The organism is Streptomyces albospinus (assembly GCF_014648695.1).
Classification (GTDB): Bacteria; Actinomycetota; Actinomycetes; order Streptomycetales; family Streptomycetaceae; genus Streptomyces; species Streptomyces albospinus.
In genome coordinates this window covers 10,588-29,246 of the sequence record NZ_BMRP01000038.1, presented here as the reverse complement: position 1 = coordinate 29,246, position 18,659 = coordinate 10,588, and the positions used below count along the sequence as shown (strand labels likewise).

Annotated in this window: 15 protein-coding genes; 7 read left to right on the top strand and 8 right to left on the bottom strand. The window is 73.2% G+C overall.

The window, feature by feature from the left end; translation table 11 throughout:
• Positions 1-7 precede the first annotated feature (7 nt).
• Positions 8-1,726, bottom strand: coding sequence for a sensor histidine kinase (locus IEZ17_RS32775; RefSeq protein ID WP_189306575.1), 1,719 nt, complete (start codon positions 1,724-1,726; stop codon positions 8-10).
• A gap of 172 nt (positions 1,727-1,898) precedes the next feature.
• Here IEZ17_RS32775 and IEZ17_RS32770 point away from each other — a divergent pair, with 172 nt between their 5' ends.
• Positions 1,899-2,765, top strand: coding sequence for a universal stress protein (locus IEZ17_RS32770; protein WP_189306573.1), 867 nt, complete (start codon positions 1,899-1,901; stop codon positions 2,763-2,765).
• Between the two features lie 23 nt (positions 2,766-2,788).
• On the opposite strand, the gene IEZ17_RS32765 is transcribed toward IEZ17_RS32770, so the two are convergent.
• From IEZ17_RS32765 to IEZ17_RS32750, 4 genes are all read right to left on the bottom strand, one after another.
• A complete protein-coding gene (locus IEZ17_RS32765) occupies positions 2,789-4,150 on the bottom strand; it encodes a nicotinate phosphoribosyltransferase (protein WP_189306571.1) in 1,362 nt (453 codons plus the stop codon).
• 40 nt (positions 4,151-4,190) lie between these two features.
• Positions 4,191-4,490 carry a DUF1876 domain-containing protein gene (locus tag IEZ17_RS32760; protein WP_189306569.1) on the bottom strand — a complete coding sequence of 100 codons (300 nt, stop codon included), beginning with the start codon at positions 4,488-4,490 and terminating at the stop codon, positions 4,191-4,193.
• A 115-nt stretch (positions 4,491-4,605) separates the two neighbouring features.
• The gene (locus IEZ17_RS32755) at positions 4,606-5,475 is read right to left on the bottom strand and encodes a universal stress protein (protein ID WP_189306567.1); all 870 of its coding nucleotides are present in this window, start codon (positions 5,473-5,475) and stop codon (positions 4,606-4,608) included.
• Positions 5,476-5,861: 386 nt separating this feature from the next.
• On the bottom strand, positions 5,862-6,362 hold the full coding sequence (locus IEZ17_RS32750) for a ricin-type beta-trefoil lectin domain protein (RefSeq protein ID WP_189306565.1): 501 nt from the start codon (positions 6,360-6,362) through the stop codon (positions 5,862-5,864).
• A gap of 439 nt (positions 6,363-6,801) precedes the next feature.
• Here IEZ17_RS32750 and IEZ17_RS32745 point away from each other — a divergent pair, with 439 nt between their 5' ends.
• The 3 genes from IEZ17_RS32745 to tgmB all read left to right on the top strand — a co-directional run bounded on the left by IEZ17_RS32745 (position 6,802) and on the right by tgmB (position 8,721).
• The gene (locus tag IEZ17_RS32745; protein WP_189306564.1) at positions 6,802-7,152 is read left to right on the top strand and encodes a DUF7691 family protein; all 351 of its coding nucleotides are present in this window, start codon (positions 6,802-6,804) and stop codon (positions 7,150-7,152) included.
• Positions 7,153-7,593: 441 nt separating this feature from the next.
• Complete coding sequence (tgmA, locus tag IEZ17_RS32740; RefSeq protein ID WP_189306562.1) at positions 7,594-7,785, top strand: putative ATP-grasp-modified RiPP; 192 nt, start codon at positions 7,594-7,596, stop codon at positions 7,783-7,785.
• A gap of 6 nt (positions 7,786-7,791) precedes the next feature.
• Positions 7,792-8,721: an ATP-grasp ribosomal peptide maturase gene (gene tgmB / locus IEZ17_RS32735; protein ID WP_189306560.1), complete on the top strand. Its 930-nt coding sequence runs from the start codon at positions 7,792-7,794 to the stop codon at positions 8,719-8,721.
• A 449-nt stretch (positions 8,722-9,170) separates the two neighbouring features.
• Here tgmB and IEZ17_RS32730 read toward each other — a convergent pair whose 3' ends face one another.
• Positions 9,171-11,840, bottom strand: coding sequence for a SpoIIE family protein phosphatase (locus IEZ17_RS32730; RefSeq protein ID WP_229852864.1), 2,670 nt, complete (start codon positions 11,838-11,840; stop codon positions 9,171-9,173).
• Positions 11,841-12,367: 527 nt separating this feature from the next.
• Here IEZ17_RS32730 and IEZ17_RS32725 point away from each other — a divergent pair.
• Both IEZ17_RS32725 and IEZ17_RS32720 read left to right on the top strand, forming a co-directional pair.
• Positions 12,368-13,531, top strand: coding sequence for an exonuclease SbcCD subunit D (locus tag IEZ17_RS32725; protein ID WP_189306556.1), 1,164 nt, complete (start codon positions 12,368-12,370; stop codon positions 13,529-13,531).
• Positions 13,531-16,683 (top strand): AAA family ATPase, encoded by a 3,153-nt coding sequence (locus tag IEZ17_RS32720; protein ID WP_189306554.1) that lies wholly within the window; start codon positions 13,531-13,533, stop codon positions 16,681-16,683. Before IEZ17_RS32725 ends, IEZ17_RS32720 begins: the two co-directional genes overlap by 1 nt.
• Here IEZ17_RS32720 and IEZ17_RS32715 read toward each other — a convergent pair.
• Entirely contained in the window at positions 16,673-17,119 is a 447-nt protein-coding gene (locus tag IEZ17_RS32715; RefSeq protein ID WP_189306552.1) for an Lrp/AsnC family transcriptional regulator, read from the bottom strand. The genes IEZ17_RS32720 and IEZ17_RS32715 overlap by 11 nt on opposite strands.
• A gap of 94 nt (positions 17,120-17,213) precedes the next feature.
• Here IEZ17_RS32715 and IEZ17_RS32710 point away from each other — a divergent pair, with 94 nt between their 5' ends.
• Positions 17,214-17,702 carry a rhodanese-like domain-containing protein gene (locus IEZ17_RS32710; RefSeq protein WP_189306550.1) on the top strand — a complete coding sequence of 163 codons (489 nt, stop codon included), beginning with the start codon at positions 17,214-17,216 and terminating at the stop codon, positions 17,700-17,702.
• 15 nt (positions 17,703-17,717) lie between these two features.
• Here the strand turns inward: IEZ17_RS32710 and IEZ17_RS32705 are convergent, their stop codons facing one another.
• Positions 17,718-18,647 (bottom strand): ATP-grasp domain-containing protein, encoded by a 930-nt coding sequence (locus IEZ17_RS32705; protein ID WP_189306548.1) that lies wholly within the window; start codon positions 18,645-18,647, stop codon positions 17,718-17,720.
• Positions 18,648-18,659 lie beyond the last annotated feature (12 nt).

The window sequence follows — 18,659 nt, the reverse complement described above, 5'->3', positions numbered from 1 at the left end:
CGCCCGCTCACCCCGTGGGCAGCGGCACCCGCCACACCACCCGGGTGCCGCCGGTCGCCGGTGTCTCCACCGCCAGCTCGCCGCCCACGCTCTCGGCCCGCTTGGCGAGGTTCTGCAACCCGCTGCGCCGGCCGCCCCGGGGCATGCCCACGCCGTTGTCGGTGACCGACAGGGTCAGCGTGCCGCCGCGCACGATCAGCGAGACGCCCACCGCGGTCGCCCGGGCGTGCCGCGCGGCATTGCTCAGCGCCTCGGCGAGCACCGCCGGCACATGGTCGGCGATCTCCGCCGGCACATCGGTGTCGATCAGGCCCTCCATGTGGAGGGCAGGGGTGAAGCCCAACGGGCGGGCGGCCTGCTCCACGGCGGTGACCGTGCGCACCCGCAGCCCGTGGCCCGCCCGCCCCGCGTCGCGGGCGCGCAGCCCGAAGATGGTGGACCGGATGATCTTGATCGTCTCGTCCAGATCGTCCACCGCGCGCAGCAGCCGCGCGCCGGCCTCCGGATGGTCGACGAACCGCACCACGCTCTGCAACGTCATCCCCGTGGCGAACAGCCGCTGGATGGCCAGGTCGTGCAGGTCACGGGCGATCCGGTCGCGGTCCTCCAGCAGCGCCAACTGCTCGGCGGCGGCCCGCTGTTCGGACAGCTCCATCGCCAGCGCCGCCTGCCCGGCGAACGTCAGCAGCGGCGCGGTCTCCGGCTCGGTGAACGGGTCACCGCCGTGCAGCCGGGCCAGCATCAGCACACCCCGCACCCGCTCCCCGGTGATCATCGGAACCGCAACCGCCGGCCCCAGACCGGACCAGCGGGGCGGCCCCGCCGTGATCCTCGGGTCGTGCTCGATGTCCAGGCTGATCAGCGGCTTGCCGGCGGCGAAGGCGGTCCCGGCGAACGAGCCCTCCAGGGGCAGCACCAGCCCCCGGTGGTCATCGGCGTCGACGCCGGACGCCAGTACCATCCGCAGCTCACCGGGCGCGTCCGGCAGCGCCAGGACGCCGAGGTCGGCGGCGAGGATCCGCAGCGCATGGCCGACGATCAGGTGCAGCACATGCATCTCGTCCGCCCCCGGCATCAGGCTCGCCACGATCTCGCCGTTCGCCTCCAGCAACCGCTGGCGGTACCCGGCCTCCTCGTAGAGCCGGGCGTTCTCGATGGCCACCCCCGCCGCCACCGCGAACGTCGACAGCACCGTCTCGTCCTCGGGGCCGAACGGGCCGCCGCCCCGCTTCTCGGTCAGGTAGAGGTTGCCGAACACCTCGTCGCGGACCCGGATCGGCACGCCCAGGAAGCTGTGCATCGCAGGGTGGTGCGGCGGGAATCCGTACGACGCGGGATGTGCGGAGAGCTCCGCCAGCCGCAGCGGCCGGGGATGTCGGATCAGCTCGCCGAGAATGCCGTGCCCGGCCGGCAACGAGCCGATGGCGCGCTCCTGTTCGGCACTGATCCCCACCGGCAGGAACTGCGAGAGCCGGGTGCCCTCGCCGACCACGCCCAGCGCGCCGTACTCGGCGTCCACGACCAGCATCGCCGCCTCGACGATCCGGCGCAGCACCTGCGGCAGATCCAGCCCGCGGCTCACCGACAGCACGGCCTCCAGCAGCAGATGCGCCGACTCGCCGCCGCCGCGGTGCACCGCGTCCAGCTGCGCCTGGAGGTCCTCCGGCAGGGCCGCCAGCCGCCGCCGCGGCGCACCGTTCCGGTCGCTTTCCCGCTCGCCCACCATGCCTCCGCCGTGGCCCCCGCCACGCGGCCGGGACCACAACTCCACGGTAGCCGCCGACGGGCTCCGGGGCCGCAACGAGAGCCGAGCGGCCCTCCTCCCGGACGCCCCGCCGTGCGATGGTGACAGCAGGAACACACCGCAGCGGCACGAGCGACAGAAGGCGGTGGGAACCATGGAACTCCCCCTGGTCGTAGGTGTGGACGGATCGGAATCCGGGCTGCGGGCGCTCGACTGGGCGGTGGACGAGGCGGCACTCCACGGGCTGCCGCTGCGCCTGGTGTACGCCTCCCGATGGGAGCGCTACGAAGGCGTGGCACCTGCCGAAGGCGCCCCCGCCGAGCAGCTCATCGCCGACGGCATCGTCGGATCCGCCGCCGACCGCGCAGGCCGCCGCAACCCCGACGTCGAGGTCTCCATCCAGGTGCTGGCCGACGACCCGGTCACTGCCCTGCTGCGCGAGGCCCCCTACGCCACGGCCGTGGTGCTCGGCTCAAAAGGGCGCGGCGAGTTCGTCGACCTGCTGCTGGGGTCGGTCAGCCTCTCGGTGGCCGCCCGCGCCACGCACCCCGTCGTGGTGGTCCGCGGCGACAAGGCCGGGCTGGCCGGGACCCACGACCGGGTCCTCCTCGGCGTGGGCGACACCGCCAAGGGTTCCCCGGCCGTCCGGTTCGCCTTCCGCGAGGCGGAGGCCCGCGGCTGCGCCCTGGACGCGGTCCGCGCCTGGCGCTGCCCCGCGTACGAGACCGCAGACCCCGAGGAGCGCCCCGCCGGACCGGAGCACTACCACGAGCAGCAGGCGTCGGCGCTGGTCGACGAGGCGCTGGAGCCGGAGATCGCCGACCACCCGTCGGTGCAGCTGCGCCGCACCACCGTCGAGGGCCCGGCGCACAAGGTGCTGGTCCGCCGCTCGGCCGCCGCGGACCTGCTGGTCGTCGGGGCCCGGCGCCGCCACGGGCACTTCGGGCTCCAGCTCGGCCGGGTGGGACACGCCGCGCTGCACCACGCCGCCTGCCCGGTGGCGGTGGTCCCGCACGGCTGAGGCCCGCCGGGCACTGCCGGCCGTCAGGCGTAGTGGCCGTACGGCGCCAGCACCGCCCGCTCGATCCGCCGCCGGACGTCCTCGGTCAGAGCGGCCAGCGGCGCGGACACCGATGCCTCCACCGGCACCGGCGACCGGATGGCGCGGGCCGCCGCCGGCAGATCCGCCACATCCGCCGCCAGCCGCTGCCGGGCGTCCGCCAGCGTCGTACGCGGCGCACAGCGCACCCCGTCGCGCATCAGCGTCTCCAGCAGCGGCACCGTCCCCGCGGGCGGCAGCTCGTCGGCCAGCCCGATCACATCGCGGCAGCCGCGCCCGCGGAACACCTGCTTGCAGCCAGGGGCGGTCACCTTCGACGACGACAGCTTCATCACCGGCCGCCCGTCATAGGCGACGAGCTTGTACGCCGAATCCACGAACGGCGCGTCGGCGCTGACCCCGACCCGGGTGCCCACCGCGTACACATCGATCGGCGCCCCCGCGCTCACCAGGTCGTGCACCGCGAACTCGTCCAGCCCGCCGCTCGCCACGATCTGCACCTGCGGCAGCTCCGCCCGGTCCAGCATCGCCCGCGCGCGCACCGCCAGTGCCCCCAGATCGCCGCTGTCGAGCCGGATCGCCGCACCCTCGGCGCGGTCCAGCGCATGCAGCACCCGGGCCGCCGCCGCCACCCCGGACTCGGTGTCGTAGGTGTCCACCAGGAACGTCACCGGCCCGGGGTGGGTGCGTGCGAACGCGGTGAACGCCGTCTCCTCGTCCTCGAACGCCTCGACGTACGAGTGCGCCATCGTGCCGACCGCCGGCAGCCGCTCGGCGTACGCCGCCGCCACATTGCTGGTCCCCGCGAAACCGGCCATCGCCGACAGCCGGGCCGCCTGGAACCCCGCCTCCGTCCCGTGCGTCCGGCGCAGCGAGAAATCCACCACGGGCCGCCCCCGCGCGGCCAGGACGCAGCGCACGCACTTCGCGGCGACGGCCGTCTGGTGGCTGATCTGGTTCAGGACGAAGGTCTCGATCAGCTGCGCCTGCGGCAGCGGCGCGGTGACCTCCAGCAGCGGCTCTCCGGCCAGCACCACCCGGCCCTCGGGCACCGCGCGCACCTCGCCGTCGAAGCTCAGGTCCAGCAGCGGTGCCAACTCCCCGACGGGCTGCCGCAGCGCTTCGGCGAACACCTCGACGTCCTCCAGCCCGACCCGGAACCGCGTGAGGAAGTCGAGCACCGAGTCCACCCCGGCGGCGATCAGGAACCCCCGGTCCGGGGGCAGCTCCCGGACGAAGCAGCTGAACGTGGCCGGCTGCTCCATCCGCTCCTGGAGGTACGAGAGCGCCATGGTCACTTCGTACAGATCGGTCGTCGTCACCCCGGCCGTCGTCACATCCGGCACGGCCGACTCCTTCCCTGGCCAAGGACCTCTTCCACGGGCCCTAGGCCGGCTCGCTCGTCCAGCCGTAGGCGGTGCGCCGCTCGTGCCCCGGGGGCGCGGCGCCGACGCCCGCCAGATCGTGGTCCGCCAGCCGGATCAGCTGCCCCGCCAGGTCCTTCATCGCCCGCCCGGCCGCCAGCTCGTCCCCGATCACCGGTACGTCCTGGTCCTCGGGATTGCACCGGGCCCGGCCGTGCCCGGTCAGCGACCGTGTTCCGGTGTCCAGATCCACCCGCGCCCTGGTCGTCCCGTCCTCCTCGGTGAGAACGAGCCGGACGGGCCACTCGGCGGTCCTTGCCATGACACACCTCCGCGGTGTCCTCCAGGCCGCGCCGTCCGACCGGCCCGTACCTCCATTGTCGGAGCAACCCGGCGAAGTCGGCGCGCGCACGCCCACCGAGGCGCCGCGGACCGGCTCACTCGTGCGGCACCACCGCCACCGGGCACGGCGCGTGGTGCACCGCGGCCTGGACGATGTGGCCGATCCGCGGCGCCGGGTAGCGCAGTTTGTGCCGGCGGCCGACGGCCAGCAGCGCCACACCACCGGCGTCCCGGAGCAGCGCCTGCGCCGGGCTCTGCATCTCCACCCGGGCGTCCACCCGCACCTCCGGGAACTTCTCCCGCCACGGCCCGAGCGCCGCGTCCAGTTCCCGCCGGGCGTCCCGGGCCGCTTCCTCCGCGGCGACCGGCTCCACCCCGCCGCCCCGGTTGTACGCGTACGAGGGCAGATGCCGGCCGTGCACCGCGCGCAGCACGGCCCCCCGCCGGGCGGCGCTCCCGAAGGCGAACGCCAGCAGCGCCTCGCACGGCTCGTGCAGGCTCAGCCCGACCATGACAGGGGCGTCCGGCGCCTGCGCCCCGGGGCGCTGCCGTGCCCGCACGAGCACCGTGGGCGTGTCGGTGTGCACCACCACCTGGAGCCCGACCTCGCCCAGGACGTAACGGGCCATCGTGCCCACGTCCCGGGAGCCGAGCACCAGCAGGTCGGACCGGTCGGCGGCGTCCTTGAGGGCCGCCAGGGGGTCCGCGGAGACCAGGGCCTCGTCCACCGGCAGGTCCGGATGGCGGGCCCGGACCGCCTCGTGGGCGTCGCGCACCATCCGGTGCGCCCAGTAGTTCTGGTCCGCCTCCCCGGCCGGTCCGGGCACCGGCTCCGGGGCGAGCAGCACCCAGGCGTGCAGCAGCCGCAGCCGCGCCCGCCGCAGCTCGGCCTCCCGCGCCGCCCAGAGGACGGCGGCCGATGCCTCGGGCGTCCCGTCCACTCCGACGGTGATGACGTCCTTCATGACCTCACCTCGCTCCGTTCTCGCTCGCGGCCGAACGCATCGCGCCACACCTCAAGTGTCCGACGGACCGGTGATCGGGGTGGCAGGATGCGGCCGGTGAGCGGGCGGGGCACCGCGGCGACCAGCCTGGTCGGCTGCCGGTCAGCGGGACACAAGCGCCGGTCGGCAGGGTTCGGGCGGGCGCAGGTGCGGGTCAGGGGAGCGGAGCGGCCGGGTGAGATTTCTGCGACGGCCAGGGCATGACCGTCGCCGACCGAACGGCCGACCGACCGGCCGTCCGGGCCACCCCGTTGACCGGCCCTCCCGGTCACGGCTGCCACATGCCGGCGGCGGAGGTCGGCGAGGACGGGAACGAGGCGGCCCTGCGACCGAAGTCGGCGTGCCGCTCAGCCGATCAGAGGAATCCAGCGCTGGGCATCGGCCCCGGTGCACGGCACGAGAGCCACGCTGTTGTACTCGCCTGCGTCGGCGATGCAGCCTCGGGCGAACTTACGGCTGATCAGTGCCGAGCCCTCGTCCCGGTTCGCATAGTCCCAATACTGGGCCTGCACGGCAGAGTTGCAGTTCTCCAGGGCCACCTGCCGCCCTATGCCCTTGGCCGTCACGCATCGGCCGGCGTGGTGGGCGCTCTCCAACTGGTACCCCTGGAAGCGTCCGGCTCTCAGGTAGAAGTCCTGCGTTCCGGAGGCATCTGCGGACCACGCCTTGACGGTGTCGTTGCCGAAGGCGTCGAGGTTCCGGTCGCTCTCGACGTTCTGGAATGTGTAGCGTACGTCCGGCCGGAACGTTGAGGGAGACGCCGCCTGAGCGCTGCCGGTGGTCAGCAGCGCCGCGCTCACCAGGGCCGATGCGGACAGAGCGACGGCGATGACCTTGCGACTTGCCACGATCTCCTCCTGATCTCGTGACGTCTGAACGTCACCGAGTGATGGGATCTGCATGTTCCCGGGGCACGTGCCTCGCCCTGGAATCTACGGTCGGACATTGCCTGCCCGAAAGGTGCGTTCAGGACGTCACATGACGCTGAATGTTGGGATTTCAATGGATTTGCATTCCCGTAGAGGGCGGTAGCCGGCAAGTGACAATCGAGACCTGTTCGTCTCTGTCCGTAAAACGCACGGGACGGTTCGGCCGAAACCTTGAAATTTCCGGCCATTACCCGGACGTCAATAGTCGGGCGGCTTTGCGCGCTGATAGGGGGGTGGGGCAGCCGCGGCCCAGTGAATCCCGGTCCACCTGACGGGCGCGAGGGGTCCGCTTCCGCTATCAGGCCACTTCTGCTGCTGTCTCCGGCTGCCTCCGCGGCGCGATCCGGTAAGGGCGGTCGTGGCCGGATTCGCTCATACGACCCGGAACTGCGCGATCACGAGCCGAACCATCTCGCTCGGCAGCGCCGACAAAGTCGATGTCGTCGCCTTCCTCGGAGCCGCCGGAACCTCCCAGCCGACCAGCAACTGTCCTATGGGCGGCCCGCACATCGGCATGTTCCCGCCGGCCAAGGCCAAGCCCGCCGCGGACGCTTGCTGCGCGGTTCGGGACAAGGTCGACGACGGCTTCACCTATGGCGTCCAGGTCCTCATAGAGATGCCGGACGTCGAGCACGAAGCGTGGGAGTGCGGCAAAGAGAACCTCGACCGGTCCACCCCGCACACGATCTTCTTCTCCAGCAAGGGCTGACCGGTGAGACAGGGCCACGGTCCGGCGCGGCTTCTCCGCGGTGGTCAAGGGGTTTTGCGGTAGAGAACCCGGCAGGTGGCCCGGGGTGTTCATACCGCGAGGCCCGAAAGGCGTTCCACGACGTGGCCGCCTTCCACTCGTCTGTATATGCCTTGACTTCGGCTTCCGGCGCGGCGGCCGGAATGCGCCTCGCGCCCTCGCGGACGGTCTCGTCTCAGCGAGTGTGGGGCATGCGCAGCGTAGTGCCGCCCTCACTCTGGGGCGGTATGCATCGGTCCGTCGATACGTTCCGGCGCCAGTTCCGTCAAGTGGATCGCGGGAAACCGGCAAAGGTGGCAACTAATGACTGAATAGTTGCGTCACATGTGCAGAGTTGTTCGACCAAATATCCGTCCCTGACCATGGCCTGGGGCTGGAACACGGGGTTTTGAAGGAGAAGGTATGCGACCGTTTGCGTTGAGCTACGCCCGTCCGGCGGTGAAGCCGGAGGCCACCACTCCCTACACCTACGACGCCACGCGGCAACTCAACGTCCTGCCCGACGGGAGCCCGGCCACCAGTAGCCGACTGGTCCTGCTGGCCACCAGTGCCACTGCCTCCACCGCCGGTTCCAAGACCCACTTCGACGACTGAACGTCGATGACCGTTCTGGTCCTCACCTGTGAGGAAGACCTGACCGCGGACATGGTCGTCGCGAACCTGCACGACCTCGGTGTCCCGCTCGTCCGGCTCGACCCCGCCGATCTGCCCGGCAGGATCGACCTCTCGGCGGAATACGTCGGCAAGGGCTTCCACGGGTACCTCAAGACGGACGAACGCATGGTGAGCCTGAGCGGCCTGCGTTCGGTGTGGGTCCGCAGGCCCGGTGCACCGGGTAGTCGGGCAGCGGAACAGTCGACCTGGCTCACCGAGGAGTCCGAGCAGGCGCTCTATGGCATGCTCACCGCTACCCGGGCTCGCTGGATGAACCACCCCGCGGCGGCCGTACAGGCCCGATACAAGCCCTGGCAGCTCCATACCGCCCAGCAGAGCGGCTTCGCCGTGCCCGCCACGCTGATCACCTCGTTCCCCGCGGTCGCGCGTCAGTTCGCCGCCGCGTACCAGGATCTCGTGGTCAAGTCGGTGTCCGGGAAGCACCCCGGCGACCCTCCGATGGTGTTGCCCACCACCCGCATCGGCCTCGACGCGGATTTCACCGCTGTCGCGGCCGGCCCGACCCTGCTCCAGCAGCACATCCGCAAACAGGCCGACATCCGGCTGACCTGTGTCGACGGTCGCCTCTTCGCCGCCCGCAAGGAGGCCGACCCCGAGGAAGTGGACGGCCGCTTCACGCAGAACGGTTCCTGGAAGCCGGCCGAGGTCCCCGACCTCGTCCGTCGGTCGGTGGCCGCCTATATGAGTGCCGCCCAACTCGCCTACGGAGCATTCGACTTCGCCGAGGACGGGAGTGGGACCTGGTGGTTCCTCGAATGCAACCAGGGCGGCCAGTTCGGATTCATCCAGCTCGACACCGACCAGCCCATCACCCAGGCAATCGCCACCTGGCTGGCGGCGGCTCCCCTCGCCTGACCCGGCCTCCTTGGGCCCCACACCCAAGTCACGGGTATGGGGCTCAAGGCACCCGCTGCATGGAGCTGTGCGGCGTCCAGCCACAGCCTGTCGCGTCGTAGGCGACTCCCCTCACGGAATACCGCTTCCCTGTGCTGTCGAGGCCAGAAGAGAACACGTACCACTTTCGTCCGTGGTCTTTGCGGTCTTTCCGGATCCGACTGCACCGGGGCAACAGAAGAGGTGAGAGTGCCCAGTCATGAACTTCCGGCCTTGGTGGTTCGGTCGGGTCCACGTGCATACGGTTGAATCGCATGAGTCGCCGAGCGGCGAGAAGGCGGTCGGTCAACGCTCGGAAGGCGTATTCCCATGAGTGCGCGGCAGGTCGCTCCGATGTCGTTGTCGCAGAGACCGCTCCCGATCGGCGTTGGCGACCGCTGCACACCGCCCGATGTCGTCGGTTCTCCAGGTCACGGACTGCTCTGCATCTCTCCGGGCACCGCCTGCTCGGCCCAGATGACCTTGCCTCGGGGGAAGTAGCGGGTGCCCCAGCGTTCGGCGAGTTGGGCGACGAGGAAGAGGCCGCGGCCGCCCTCGTCTTCGTCGGCGGCGTAGCGTAGGTGGGGCGAGGTGCTGCTGGTGTCGGTCACTTCGCAGATCAGAGTCCGGTCGTACAGGAGGCGCACCTTGATCGGGCCGGGGGCGTAGCGGATGGCGTTGGTCATCAGCTCACTGAGGATCAACTCGGTGGTGAACGCCTGCTCCTCCAGCCCCCAGCCCGTCAGCTGTCGGGTGACGTCGGCGCGGGCGCCCGCCACGGCCGAGGGGTCGGACGGCACGTCCCACTCGGCGATGCGGCCGGGATCCGTGCGGTGGATGCGGGCAACGAGGAGGGCGATGTCGTCGCTCTGGCGGTCGGGCCGCAGCGCGCTGATGACGACGTCGCAGATCTCCTCCGGTGGACGGGAGGGGCGGGCCAGGGTCCTACCGAGGAGCTCCAGGCCGGTGTCGAGGTCGCGTTCCCGGTCCTCGACGAGGCCGTCGGTGTAGAGGACGACGTTGCTGCCCTCCGGGAGCCGTAGCTCCACGGCCTCGAAGGGGGGACCGCCCACGCCGAGCGGCGGGCCTGCGGGGAGCTCGGTGAATTCCACGGTGCCGTCGGGGTGGACGACGGCGGGTGGCGGATGGCCGGCCCGGGCCATGGTGCCGGTGCCGGTGGTGGGGTCGTAGATGGCGTAGAGGCAGGTGGCGCCCGTGATGGCGAGTTCGTCCTTCGCCGGGCCCGCGTCCTTGTCCGAGTCCGTATCGGCGGCCGTGTTCGCGTCCGTGGCCGTATCTGCGGCCGCATCCTGGTCGATGCGGCCGACCAAGTCATCGAGATGGGCCAGGAGCTCGTCCGGTGGCAGATCCAGGGTCGAGAAGTTCTGCACGGCGGTGCGCAGTCGGCCCATGGTGGCGGCTGCGTGCAGGCCATGGCCGACCACATCGCCGACGACGAGCGCGACCCGGGCCCCGGGCAGCGGGATGACGTCGAACCAGTCTCCGCACACTCCGGTCCGGGCGGGGAGATACCGGTAGGCGACGTCGAGCGCGGTGTGTTCGGGCAGCACGCGGGGGAGCAGGCTGCCCTGGAGGGTGACGGCCATGGTGTGTTCGCGGGTGAAGCGGCGCGCGTTGTCGATGCAGACGGCCGCCCGGGCCGCCAGCTCCTCGGCCAGGGTCAGGTCGTCTTCTTCCAGGGGCGGGCTTTCCCGCATCCGCCAGAAGTCGGCGACGCCCATCAGCACACCGCGCGCCTTGAGCGGCACGGTGATGAGTGACTGCAAACCGTGCTCGATGACGATGCGCGTGCGCTCGGGGTCTCCCGCACGCCATTCCGAGGCGGCGGTCAAATCGGGTACGAGCACGGGCCGTTCGCTGACGAAGACGGTGGCCATCGGCGTGGCGGGGGCGTACCGGTACACCTCGCCCACCCGGTATGGGGGAGGGGAGAACGTACCGCTGAGCGCCACGCGACGCAGTTCCGGCGCCTCCGCGTAGGCGCCGGGCGGCTCGTCACCGCGCAGGACGGGCTCGACGAGGTCGACGGTGACGTAGTCGGCGAACCAGCGGGCGGCCACCGCGGTGAGCTCCTCGGCGGTGCGGGTGACGTCCAGGGTCGTGCCGACGGCCACACTTGCCTCGTAGAGCAGTCGCAGCCTGCCCTGGGCGGCCTCGGCCTTCCCGGTGAGGGCACACAGCTCGGTGGAGTCCCGCAGGGTGGCGACGCTGCCGGGCGGGCCGCCGCGGCGGCCCGTCGACCGGTTGTTCACCGCCAGGAGACGGTCGCCGACGGGGAGCACTTCGTCGGAGGCATCGCGCCGGGAGAGCAGCAGCCCCGCCACCGCGGGGTCCAGGCGGAGGCAGTCGACCTGCCGCCCCACCACGTCCGGGGGCAGAGCGAGGAGCCGGCGCGCCTCGTCGTTGGCGAGTACGACCCGGTCCTCGTCGCCGACGATGACCACGCCCTCGCGCACGGCGTGCAGCACCGCGTCGTGGTGCTCGTACATCCGCGTCATCTCGGCCGGTCCGAGACCGTGGGTCTGCCGCCGCAGTCGCCTGCTCACCAGAGCCGTCCCGGCCGTGGCCAGGGCCAGCGCGCCGGCGCCGGCGCCGATGAGGAACGGGAGCAGCCGGTCGGCGGCGCCGCTGATGTTGCTGACCTTGAGCCCGGACGCCACCATGCCCACGACCCGGCCCCCGTCCATCACGGGGACGACGGCCTGCATCTCCTCGCCGACGGGACCCTGGAGGCTTTCGACCGTGACGTGGCCGGTCGACGACGGTCCGATGGTGCCGATGAACTTCTTGCCGATCCGTTCCGGCCGCGGGCTCGAATAGCGGATGCCGTCCCGGTTCATCACGACGATGAAGGCGACATCGCCCGTCTTGCGGGCCGCTTCGGCCAGCGGCTGGAGCACGGAAGCCGGGTTCGGGCCGCGCAGCACGGCGGGCAGGCCGGGGGCGTGGGCGAAGCTCTCGGCGGCGGCCAGCGAGCGGGCTCGCGCCGCCTGGAATCTGTCGTTCCGAGCCATCAGCGCCAGTGCGGCTACAGCTGCTGCGACGAGCAGCACGATGATCAGCGCCTGAAGCGCGAACATCTGTCCGGCGACGCTGCTCGTGCTCGCCCTGGGCCGGGAACGCTGCTTCGGTGTCTCCGGCGAGCCTGGCGGCCGCTGTCGACGCTCACGCGTGGAGCGGCCCGGGATTCGGGCCATGCCTCTTGTCTAACCTCGCTCCGGCACGGACGTCATGCACCACGCCGGGCACTCGCACGGCTTGCCCAGTCCTGCGGCCCGCCCGGTCCTGTCAGTCCCGCGCGGTCCGGCTCGCGGTCTTCTCCCCCCTTGACGAGGCGACCCCACCAGATCATCCCCCGCTGAGAGGCGATCTGCGGAAGACGATCTGCCTTGCCTCCTCTGGCGCATACTGATCACCGCGGCGCCGCCAATCGGATCACCACGGACATGTGCGGCGATCTGACGTCGCATGCCAGTGGCAGGCCGAGGATCGTGACGGATCAGGTGCCGACAGGCGCTAGCGTGGTGGGTGCTGATGGCGAGCCCGTGCTGGCTCGTGCTGGTTCTGTAGGTGCAGTGGGGGGAAACGTGCAGGTCGGAGTAGCTTCTTGAGATTTCTGCACACCTCCGACTGGCATCTGGGGCGGTCCTTCCACCGCGTGAGCCTGCTCCCCGCCCAGCGTGCGTTCCTCGACCACCTCGTCGGAACGGTCCGCGACCGGGAGGTCGACGCGGTCCTCGTCGCGGGCGACGTCTACGACCGCGCCGTACCGCCGCTCGCCGCCGTCGAGCTCTTCGACGAGGCCCTGCACCGGCTCGCCGCCCTCGGCGTGCCCACCGTCATGATCTCCGGCAACCACGACTCGGCCCGCCGGTTGGGCGTCGGCTCCGGACTGATGCGGCAGGCCGGCATCCACCTGCGCACCGACCCGGCGGCCTGCGGCACCCCCGTCCTCCTCGACGACGCACACGGCCCGGTCGCCCTCTACGGACTGCCGTATCTCGAACCGGCCATGGTGCGCGACACCCTCGGCGCCCCGCGCGCCGATCACGCCGCGGTGCTCGGCGCCGCGATGGACCGGGTCCGCGACGACCTGGCCGCCCGGCCCGACGGGACGCGCTCCGTGGTGCTCGCGCACGCCTTCGTCACCGGGGGCACCGCCAGCGACAGCGAGCGGGACATCACCGTCGGCGGGGTCGCGTCCGTCCCCGCCGCCGTGTTCGACGGCGTCGACTACGCGGCCCTGGGCCATCTGCACGGCTGCCAGACCCTCACCGAGCGGATCCGCTACTCCGGATCGCCGCTCGCCTACTCCTTCTCCGAGGCCGCGCACCGCAAGTCGTCCTGGCTCGTCGACCTCGACGCGGACGGCACCGTGCACGCCGAGCGGGTGGACTGCCCGGCCCCGCGACCGCTGGCCCGCATCCGCGGACCGCTGGAGCGGCTGCTGGACGACCCGGAACTGGCCCGGCACGAGGACTCCTGGGTCGAGGCGACGCTCACCGACGGCTCCCGGCCGCACGAGCCCATGGCCCGGCTCGCCAAGCGCTTCCCGCACACCCTCAGCCTGGTCTTCGACCCCGACGAGGGCCCGGCCCGGTCCGCGGCCTCGTACGCGCAGCGGCTGCGCGGCCGGAGCGACCAGGAGATCGCCGAGGACTTCGTGGCACACGTCCGGTCCGGGCGCGCCGCCGACGACGCGGAGCGGGTCGAACTGCGGTCCGCCATCGACGAGGTACGGGCCGCCGACGCGGCGGCGGAGGTGGCGTGATGAGGCTGCACCGGCTGACCGTGACCGCGTTCGGGCCGTTCGGCGGCGCCCAGACCGTCGACTTCGACCGGCTGGCGCGGGACGGCCTCTTCCTGCTGCACGGACCGACCGGCGCGGGCAAGACCTCGGTCCTGGACGCGGTCTGCTTCGCGCTGTACGGGTCGGTGCCCGGGGCGCGGCAGAGCGGCCAGGCGCTGCGCAGCGATCTCGCCGACCCGTCCACCCTCACCGAGGTCGTCCTCGAACTCACCGTGGCCGAACGGCGGTTGGAGATCACCCGGCTGCCCGAGCAGCCCCGGCCCAAGAAGCGCGGCGGCGGTACGACGAAGGAGAAGGCGCAGAGCCGGCTGCGCGAGTTCGTCCCCGCCGGGCCGGTCGCCGGCGGCGCGCCGGCCGGTGAGTGGAAGGCGCTCAGCCGCTCGCACCAGGAGATCGGCGAGGAGATCCAGCAGCTGCTCGGCATGAGCAAGGAGCAGTTCTGCCAGGTGGTGCTGCTGCCGCAGGGCGACTTCGCGCGCTTCCTGCGGGCGGACGCGGAGGCGCGGGCCCGGCTGCTGGGGCGGCTCTTCGACACCCGGCGGTTCGCCGCGCTCGAAGAGGAGCTGACGGCGCGCCGCAGGGCCGCGGCCGACCAGGTCGCGGCCGGGGACGACCGGCTGCTCGCGCTGGCGCACCGGATGGCGCAGGCGGCAGGGGCGGTCCCGGATCTCGACGACCCGTCAGTACCCGCCCTGGCCAGGGTGGTTGTGCCGGTGCAGGCGGGCGCGGACCGGCGCGGCGGACGGGCGGCGGCCACCGCTGCGACCGCCGCTGCCGCCGCGCCCGGCCCCGGCGAGCCCGGATTCGCCGAGGCGGTGCTGGCCCGCGCCGCGGTCGCCCGGGTGAGCGCCCGGGAGCGCCGGGAGATCGCCGCGTCCGCGGTCCAGGCCGCTGAGACGGCGGAGCGGTCGGCCGCCGCACGGCTGGAGGAGACCCTGGAGCGGGACCGGCTCCAGCGGCGGCACGCCGACGCCCGCCGCCGCGCCGCCGAACTCGCCGCCCGCGCCCACGAGGGAGACCGTCTCCGGGAACGGCTGGAGCGGGCCCGTGCCGCCGCGGACGTGGCACCCGTCCTCGCGCTGCGCGAGGGCGCCTGGCAGGAGCTGGCCGCCGCCCAGCGCGCCGAACGGCAGCACCGCGATCCGCTGCCGCCCGACCTCGCGGACGCCGAGGGCGACCGGCTCGCCGCGCTGGAGCGGACGTTGCGGGCCGACCTGGGAGCGCTCGCGGCGGCGCGCCGAGCCGAGCGGCGGGCCGCCGACCTCGGCCGGGAGCGCGCCGGCCTCGACCGCGAGGCGCGTGCCGACGAGCAGACGCTGCTGGACGCCGCCCAGTGGCTCGCCGAATGGGACGCCGCGCGCCGGACCCACCAGCGGCGGATCGAGACCGCGCAGGAGGCCGCAGGCCGCGCGGAACAACTCGGCGACCGGATCGCCCCGGCCGCCGGACGGCTGGACGCGGCCCGCCGGCGCGACCGTCTCGCCGGCGAACTGCGGGACGCCGAAGCGCAGTTGCTGACCGCCCGGGAGCGCTCGGCGGAGGCCCAGGAGCACTGGCTGGAGCTCAAGGAGCTGCGGCTGCGCGGTATCGCCGCCGAACTCGCCGCCCAACTCCAGGACGGCCGGGCGTGCGCGGTGTGCGGCGCGACCGAGCACCCGGACCCGGCCCGGGCCGGCGCCGGCCATGTCGACCGGGCCGCCGAGGAGGCCGCCCAGGAGGTCCACCGCCGCGCCGAGGAATCTCGCCAGCGGATCGAGGAGCACCGCCAGTCCGTCAAGGAGTCGCTGGCCGCCGCCGACGCCGCGGCCGGCGAGGCCCCGACGGCCGAACTCGCCCACCACGTCGAGCAGTTGCGGGACGACTTCGCCCGCGCCCACGCCGCCGGAGCCGATCTGCACGGCGCCCGCGAGGCGCTGGCGCGCGCCGAGCGGGAGTACGAGCGGCGCCGCGACGAACAGCAGCAGGCCGAGCGCCGGGCCGCCGCCCGGACCTCCCACCGCGAGGCACTGGACCGCGAACGGGCCGCGCTGGAGGCGGAGTTGGCCGAGGCGCGGGGCGACTGCGGCAGTGTCGCCGAGCGGGCCGAGCGGCTGGAGCGGCGGATCGCGCTGCTCGCCGCCGCGGCCGAGGCGTCCCGTACGGCCGCCGGCTGTGCCCAGCGCCTCAAGGAGGCCGACGCACAGCTCTCCGACGCCGCCTACCGTGCCGGCTTCGGCACACCGGAAGCGGCGGCCGAGGCCCTGCTGCCGGAAGCCGAACGGCGCGCCGTCCAGCGGGAGTTGGACGACCGGCAGGCCGAGTCGGCGGCCGTGGCGGCCGAGCTGGACCGGCCCGAGCTCGCCGCCGCCGCGGCGCTGCCGCCCGCCGACCCGGACGCCGCCCGGACCGCGCACCGGGCGGCGGCGGAGCGGCTGCGGACCGCCGCCGCCGGCCTGGTCGCGGCCCGCGAACGCTGCACCGCCCTGGACCGGCTCTCCGCCGGCGCCGAGGAGGACGCCCGCCGCCTGGCCCCGCTGCGCGCCGCGTACGACCGGATCGCCCGCCTCGCCTCGCTGACCTCCGGCACCTCCAGCGAGAACGAACGGCGGATGCGCCTGGAGTCGTATGTGCTGGCCGCCCGCCTGGAGCAGGTCGCCGCCGCGGCCACCGCCCGGCTGCACCGGATGTCCGGCGGCCGGTACACCCTGGTCCACTCCGACGAACGGGCCGGTGGCGCCCGCCGCTCCGGCCTCGGCCTGCACGTCATCGACGCCTGGACCGGCCAGGAGCGGGACACCGCCAGCCTCTCCGGCGGCGAGACCTTCTTCGCCTCGCTCGCGCTGGCCCTCGGCCTCGCCGATGTCGTGACCGACGAGGCGGGCGGCACCCGGCTGGACACCCTCTTCATCGACGAGGGCTTCGGCAGCCTCGACGAACAGACCCTCGACGAGGTCCTGGACGTCCTCGACGCGCTCCGCGAACGGGACCGCAGCGTCGGCATCGTCAGCCATGTCGCGGACCTCAAGGCGCGCATCCCCGCGCAGCTGGAGGTCGTCAAGGACCGCGCCGGCTCAACGGTCCGCCACCGGGTGCCCGGCCGACCGGTCCCCGGGACGGGCCGGATCAGCGGCTGACGGGACGCCGGGGGAGCGGCGAGGAGTAGACCACGCTGGTCGTCACCGCGCCCAGCGCACCGATCCGTCCGGACACCTCCTCCAGATGCTTCATCGACCGCGCGGCAACCTTGATCACGAAGCAGTCGTCGCCCGTGACGTGATGCGCCTCCAGGATCTCCGGTGTGGTCTCCAGCAGATCGTGGAACGGCTTGTAGTTCCCGTTCGGATACCGGAGCCGGACGAACGCCAGCACCGGCAGCCCGATCCGCTCCGGCTCGATCACCGCCGCGTACCCCGAGATCACCCCGGCCTCCTCCATCCGCCGGACCCGTTCGGTGACGGCGCTCGCGGACATGTTCACCGCACGCGCCAGCTCGGCGTAGCCCGCGCGGCCGTGCTGCTGGAGGACGTCGAGGATGCGCCAGTCGGTGGCGTCAGGGGAATAACCGGTCATCCTCGCTGTCTAGCAGTGGAATCCCCGGCATATCAAGGCTCTTGCCGGTGATCGTCCCTTCGCCGGCCGGGCGGCCGACCGTAGATTATCGGCCATGACCACCCAAACCCCGCGGCCCCCGGCCACCGGCCCGGTCCTCGCCGTGCCGCCCGCCGCGCCCGCCGACGCCGCCGCGTACTTCGCCGCCCACCTCGCCTTCCACACCGACGTCGCCGACGTCCACGCCGCGCTCACCACCGGCGCCCCCGGCTTCGCCCTCGTCGACTCCCGCAGCGCCGCGGCCTGGGACCAGGGCCATGTCCCCGGCGCCGTGCACCTCCCCACGGCCCGCATCCCGCAGGACGCGGCCGGGCTGCTGGACCCGGCCGTCCCGGTCGTCGTCCACTGCTGGGGCCCCGGCTGCGACGGCGCCACCCGGGCCGCCCTCGCCCTGGCCCGCCTCGGCTACCGCGTCAAGGAGATGCTGGGCGGCATCGAGTACTGGATCCGCGAGGGCTACGCGGTCACGACCCGGCAGGGCCCGCGGCGGCTCCCGGCCGATCCGCTCACCGCGCCCGTGGGCGACGGGGAGTGCGGCTGCTGAGGCCGATGCGCCGGCCTACCCGGCCGCGGCGCGCGGCCGTTCCGCGCCCGCCGCGACCAGTGCCGCGAACAGCGGCCGGTGGTCCGCCCCCGCGGGCAGCCCGCTGACCTGGCCGTCGCCGACCTCCACCACCCGCCAGACCCCGTCCGTACGCAGCGCCAGATCCGTGGTGACGAAGCGCACGCCCAACTCCCGTACCGCACCGGCCACATGGTCCAGATCGGGCGCGGGGCGCAGATCCGGGGTGTCGGGGTGCGGGCCGGTCACCACCGGCTCGCCGTCCACCCACCACACCCGCGCCTCGCCCGCCGCCCGGTCGAAGTCCTCGAACGCGCGCAGCACCACACCACCGGTCAGGAACTCCTCCTGGAGGGCCACGAAGCGGCCGACCACCGAGGCCAGCCGGGCGGTGTCCGCGGCGTCCGGGACGTAGGCCGCCTCCTGCCACTCGTGCTTGCGGGACTTGACCCAGTCCTTGACGACGAGCGACCGGCGCCGCCCCGGCGCGGTGAACGGTGCGGCGAGCCGGGCGAGCGTCGCGGGCTCCGGCGGCCTGCCGGGCGCACAGGGCAGCCAGGCGCTGGACGGGGTGAGCGCGCGGAAGGTGCCGTACCAGCAGGGGAGTTCATGGGCGGTGCGATAGGCGGCGGGCGAGGTCAGCAGACGGCAGCCGTGCCCGGCGAGCGCCGCGGCCAGCTCGGTGTAGCGGCCGGCGGGCAGCATCCAACCCCGGTACCAGACCGGGCCGGCCTCGCGCGGCACCCGGGCGACCGCCCGCGTGGCCTCCCCGGCCAGCAGCGCCTCGTGGTCCAGCACCGAGGTGACCGCGCCCGCGGAACGTGCCGCGGCGGCCTCGTCCGCGAAGTGCGGGTCGGTGCGCCGCGGGTGCAGGGGGTCGCCGGAGAAGAGAAAGAGCGGGCGGTCCGCCGCAGGATCGACTGCCATGGCAGCGGACCC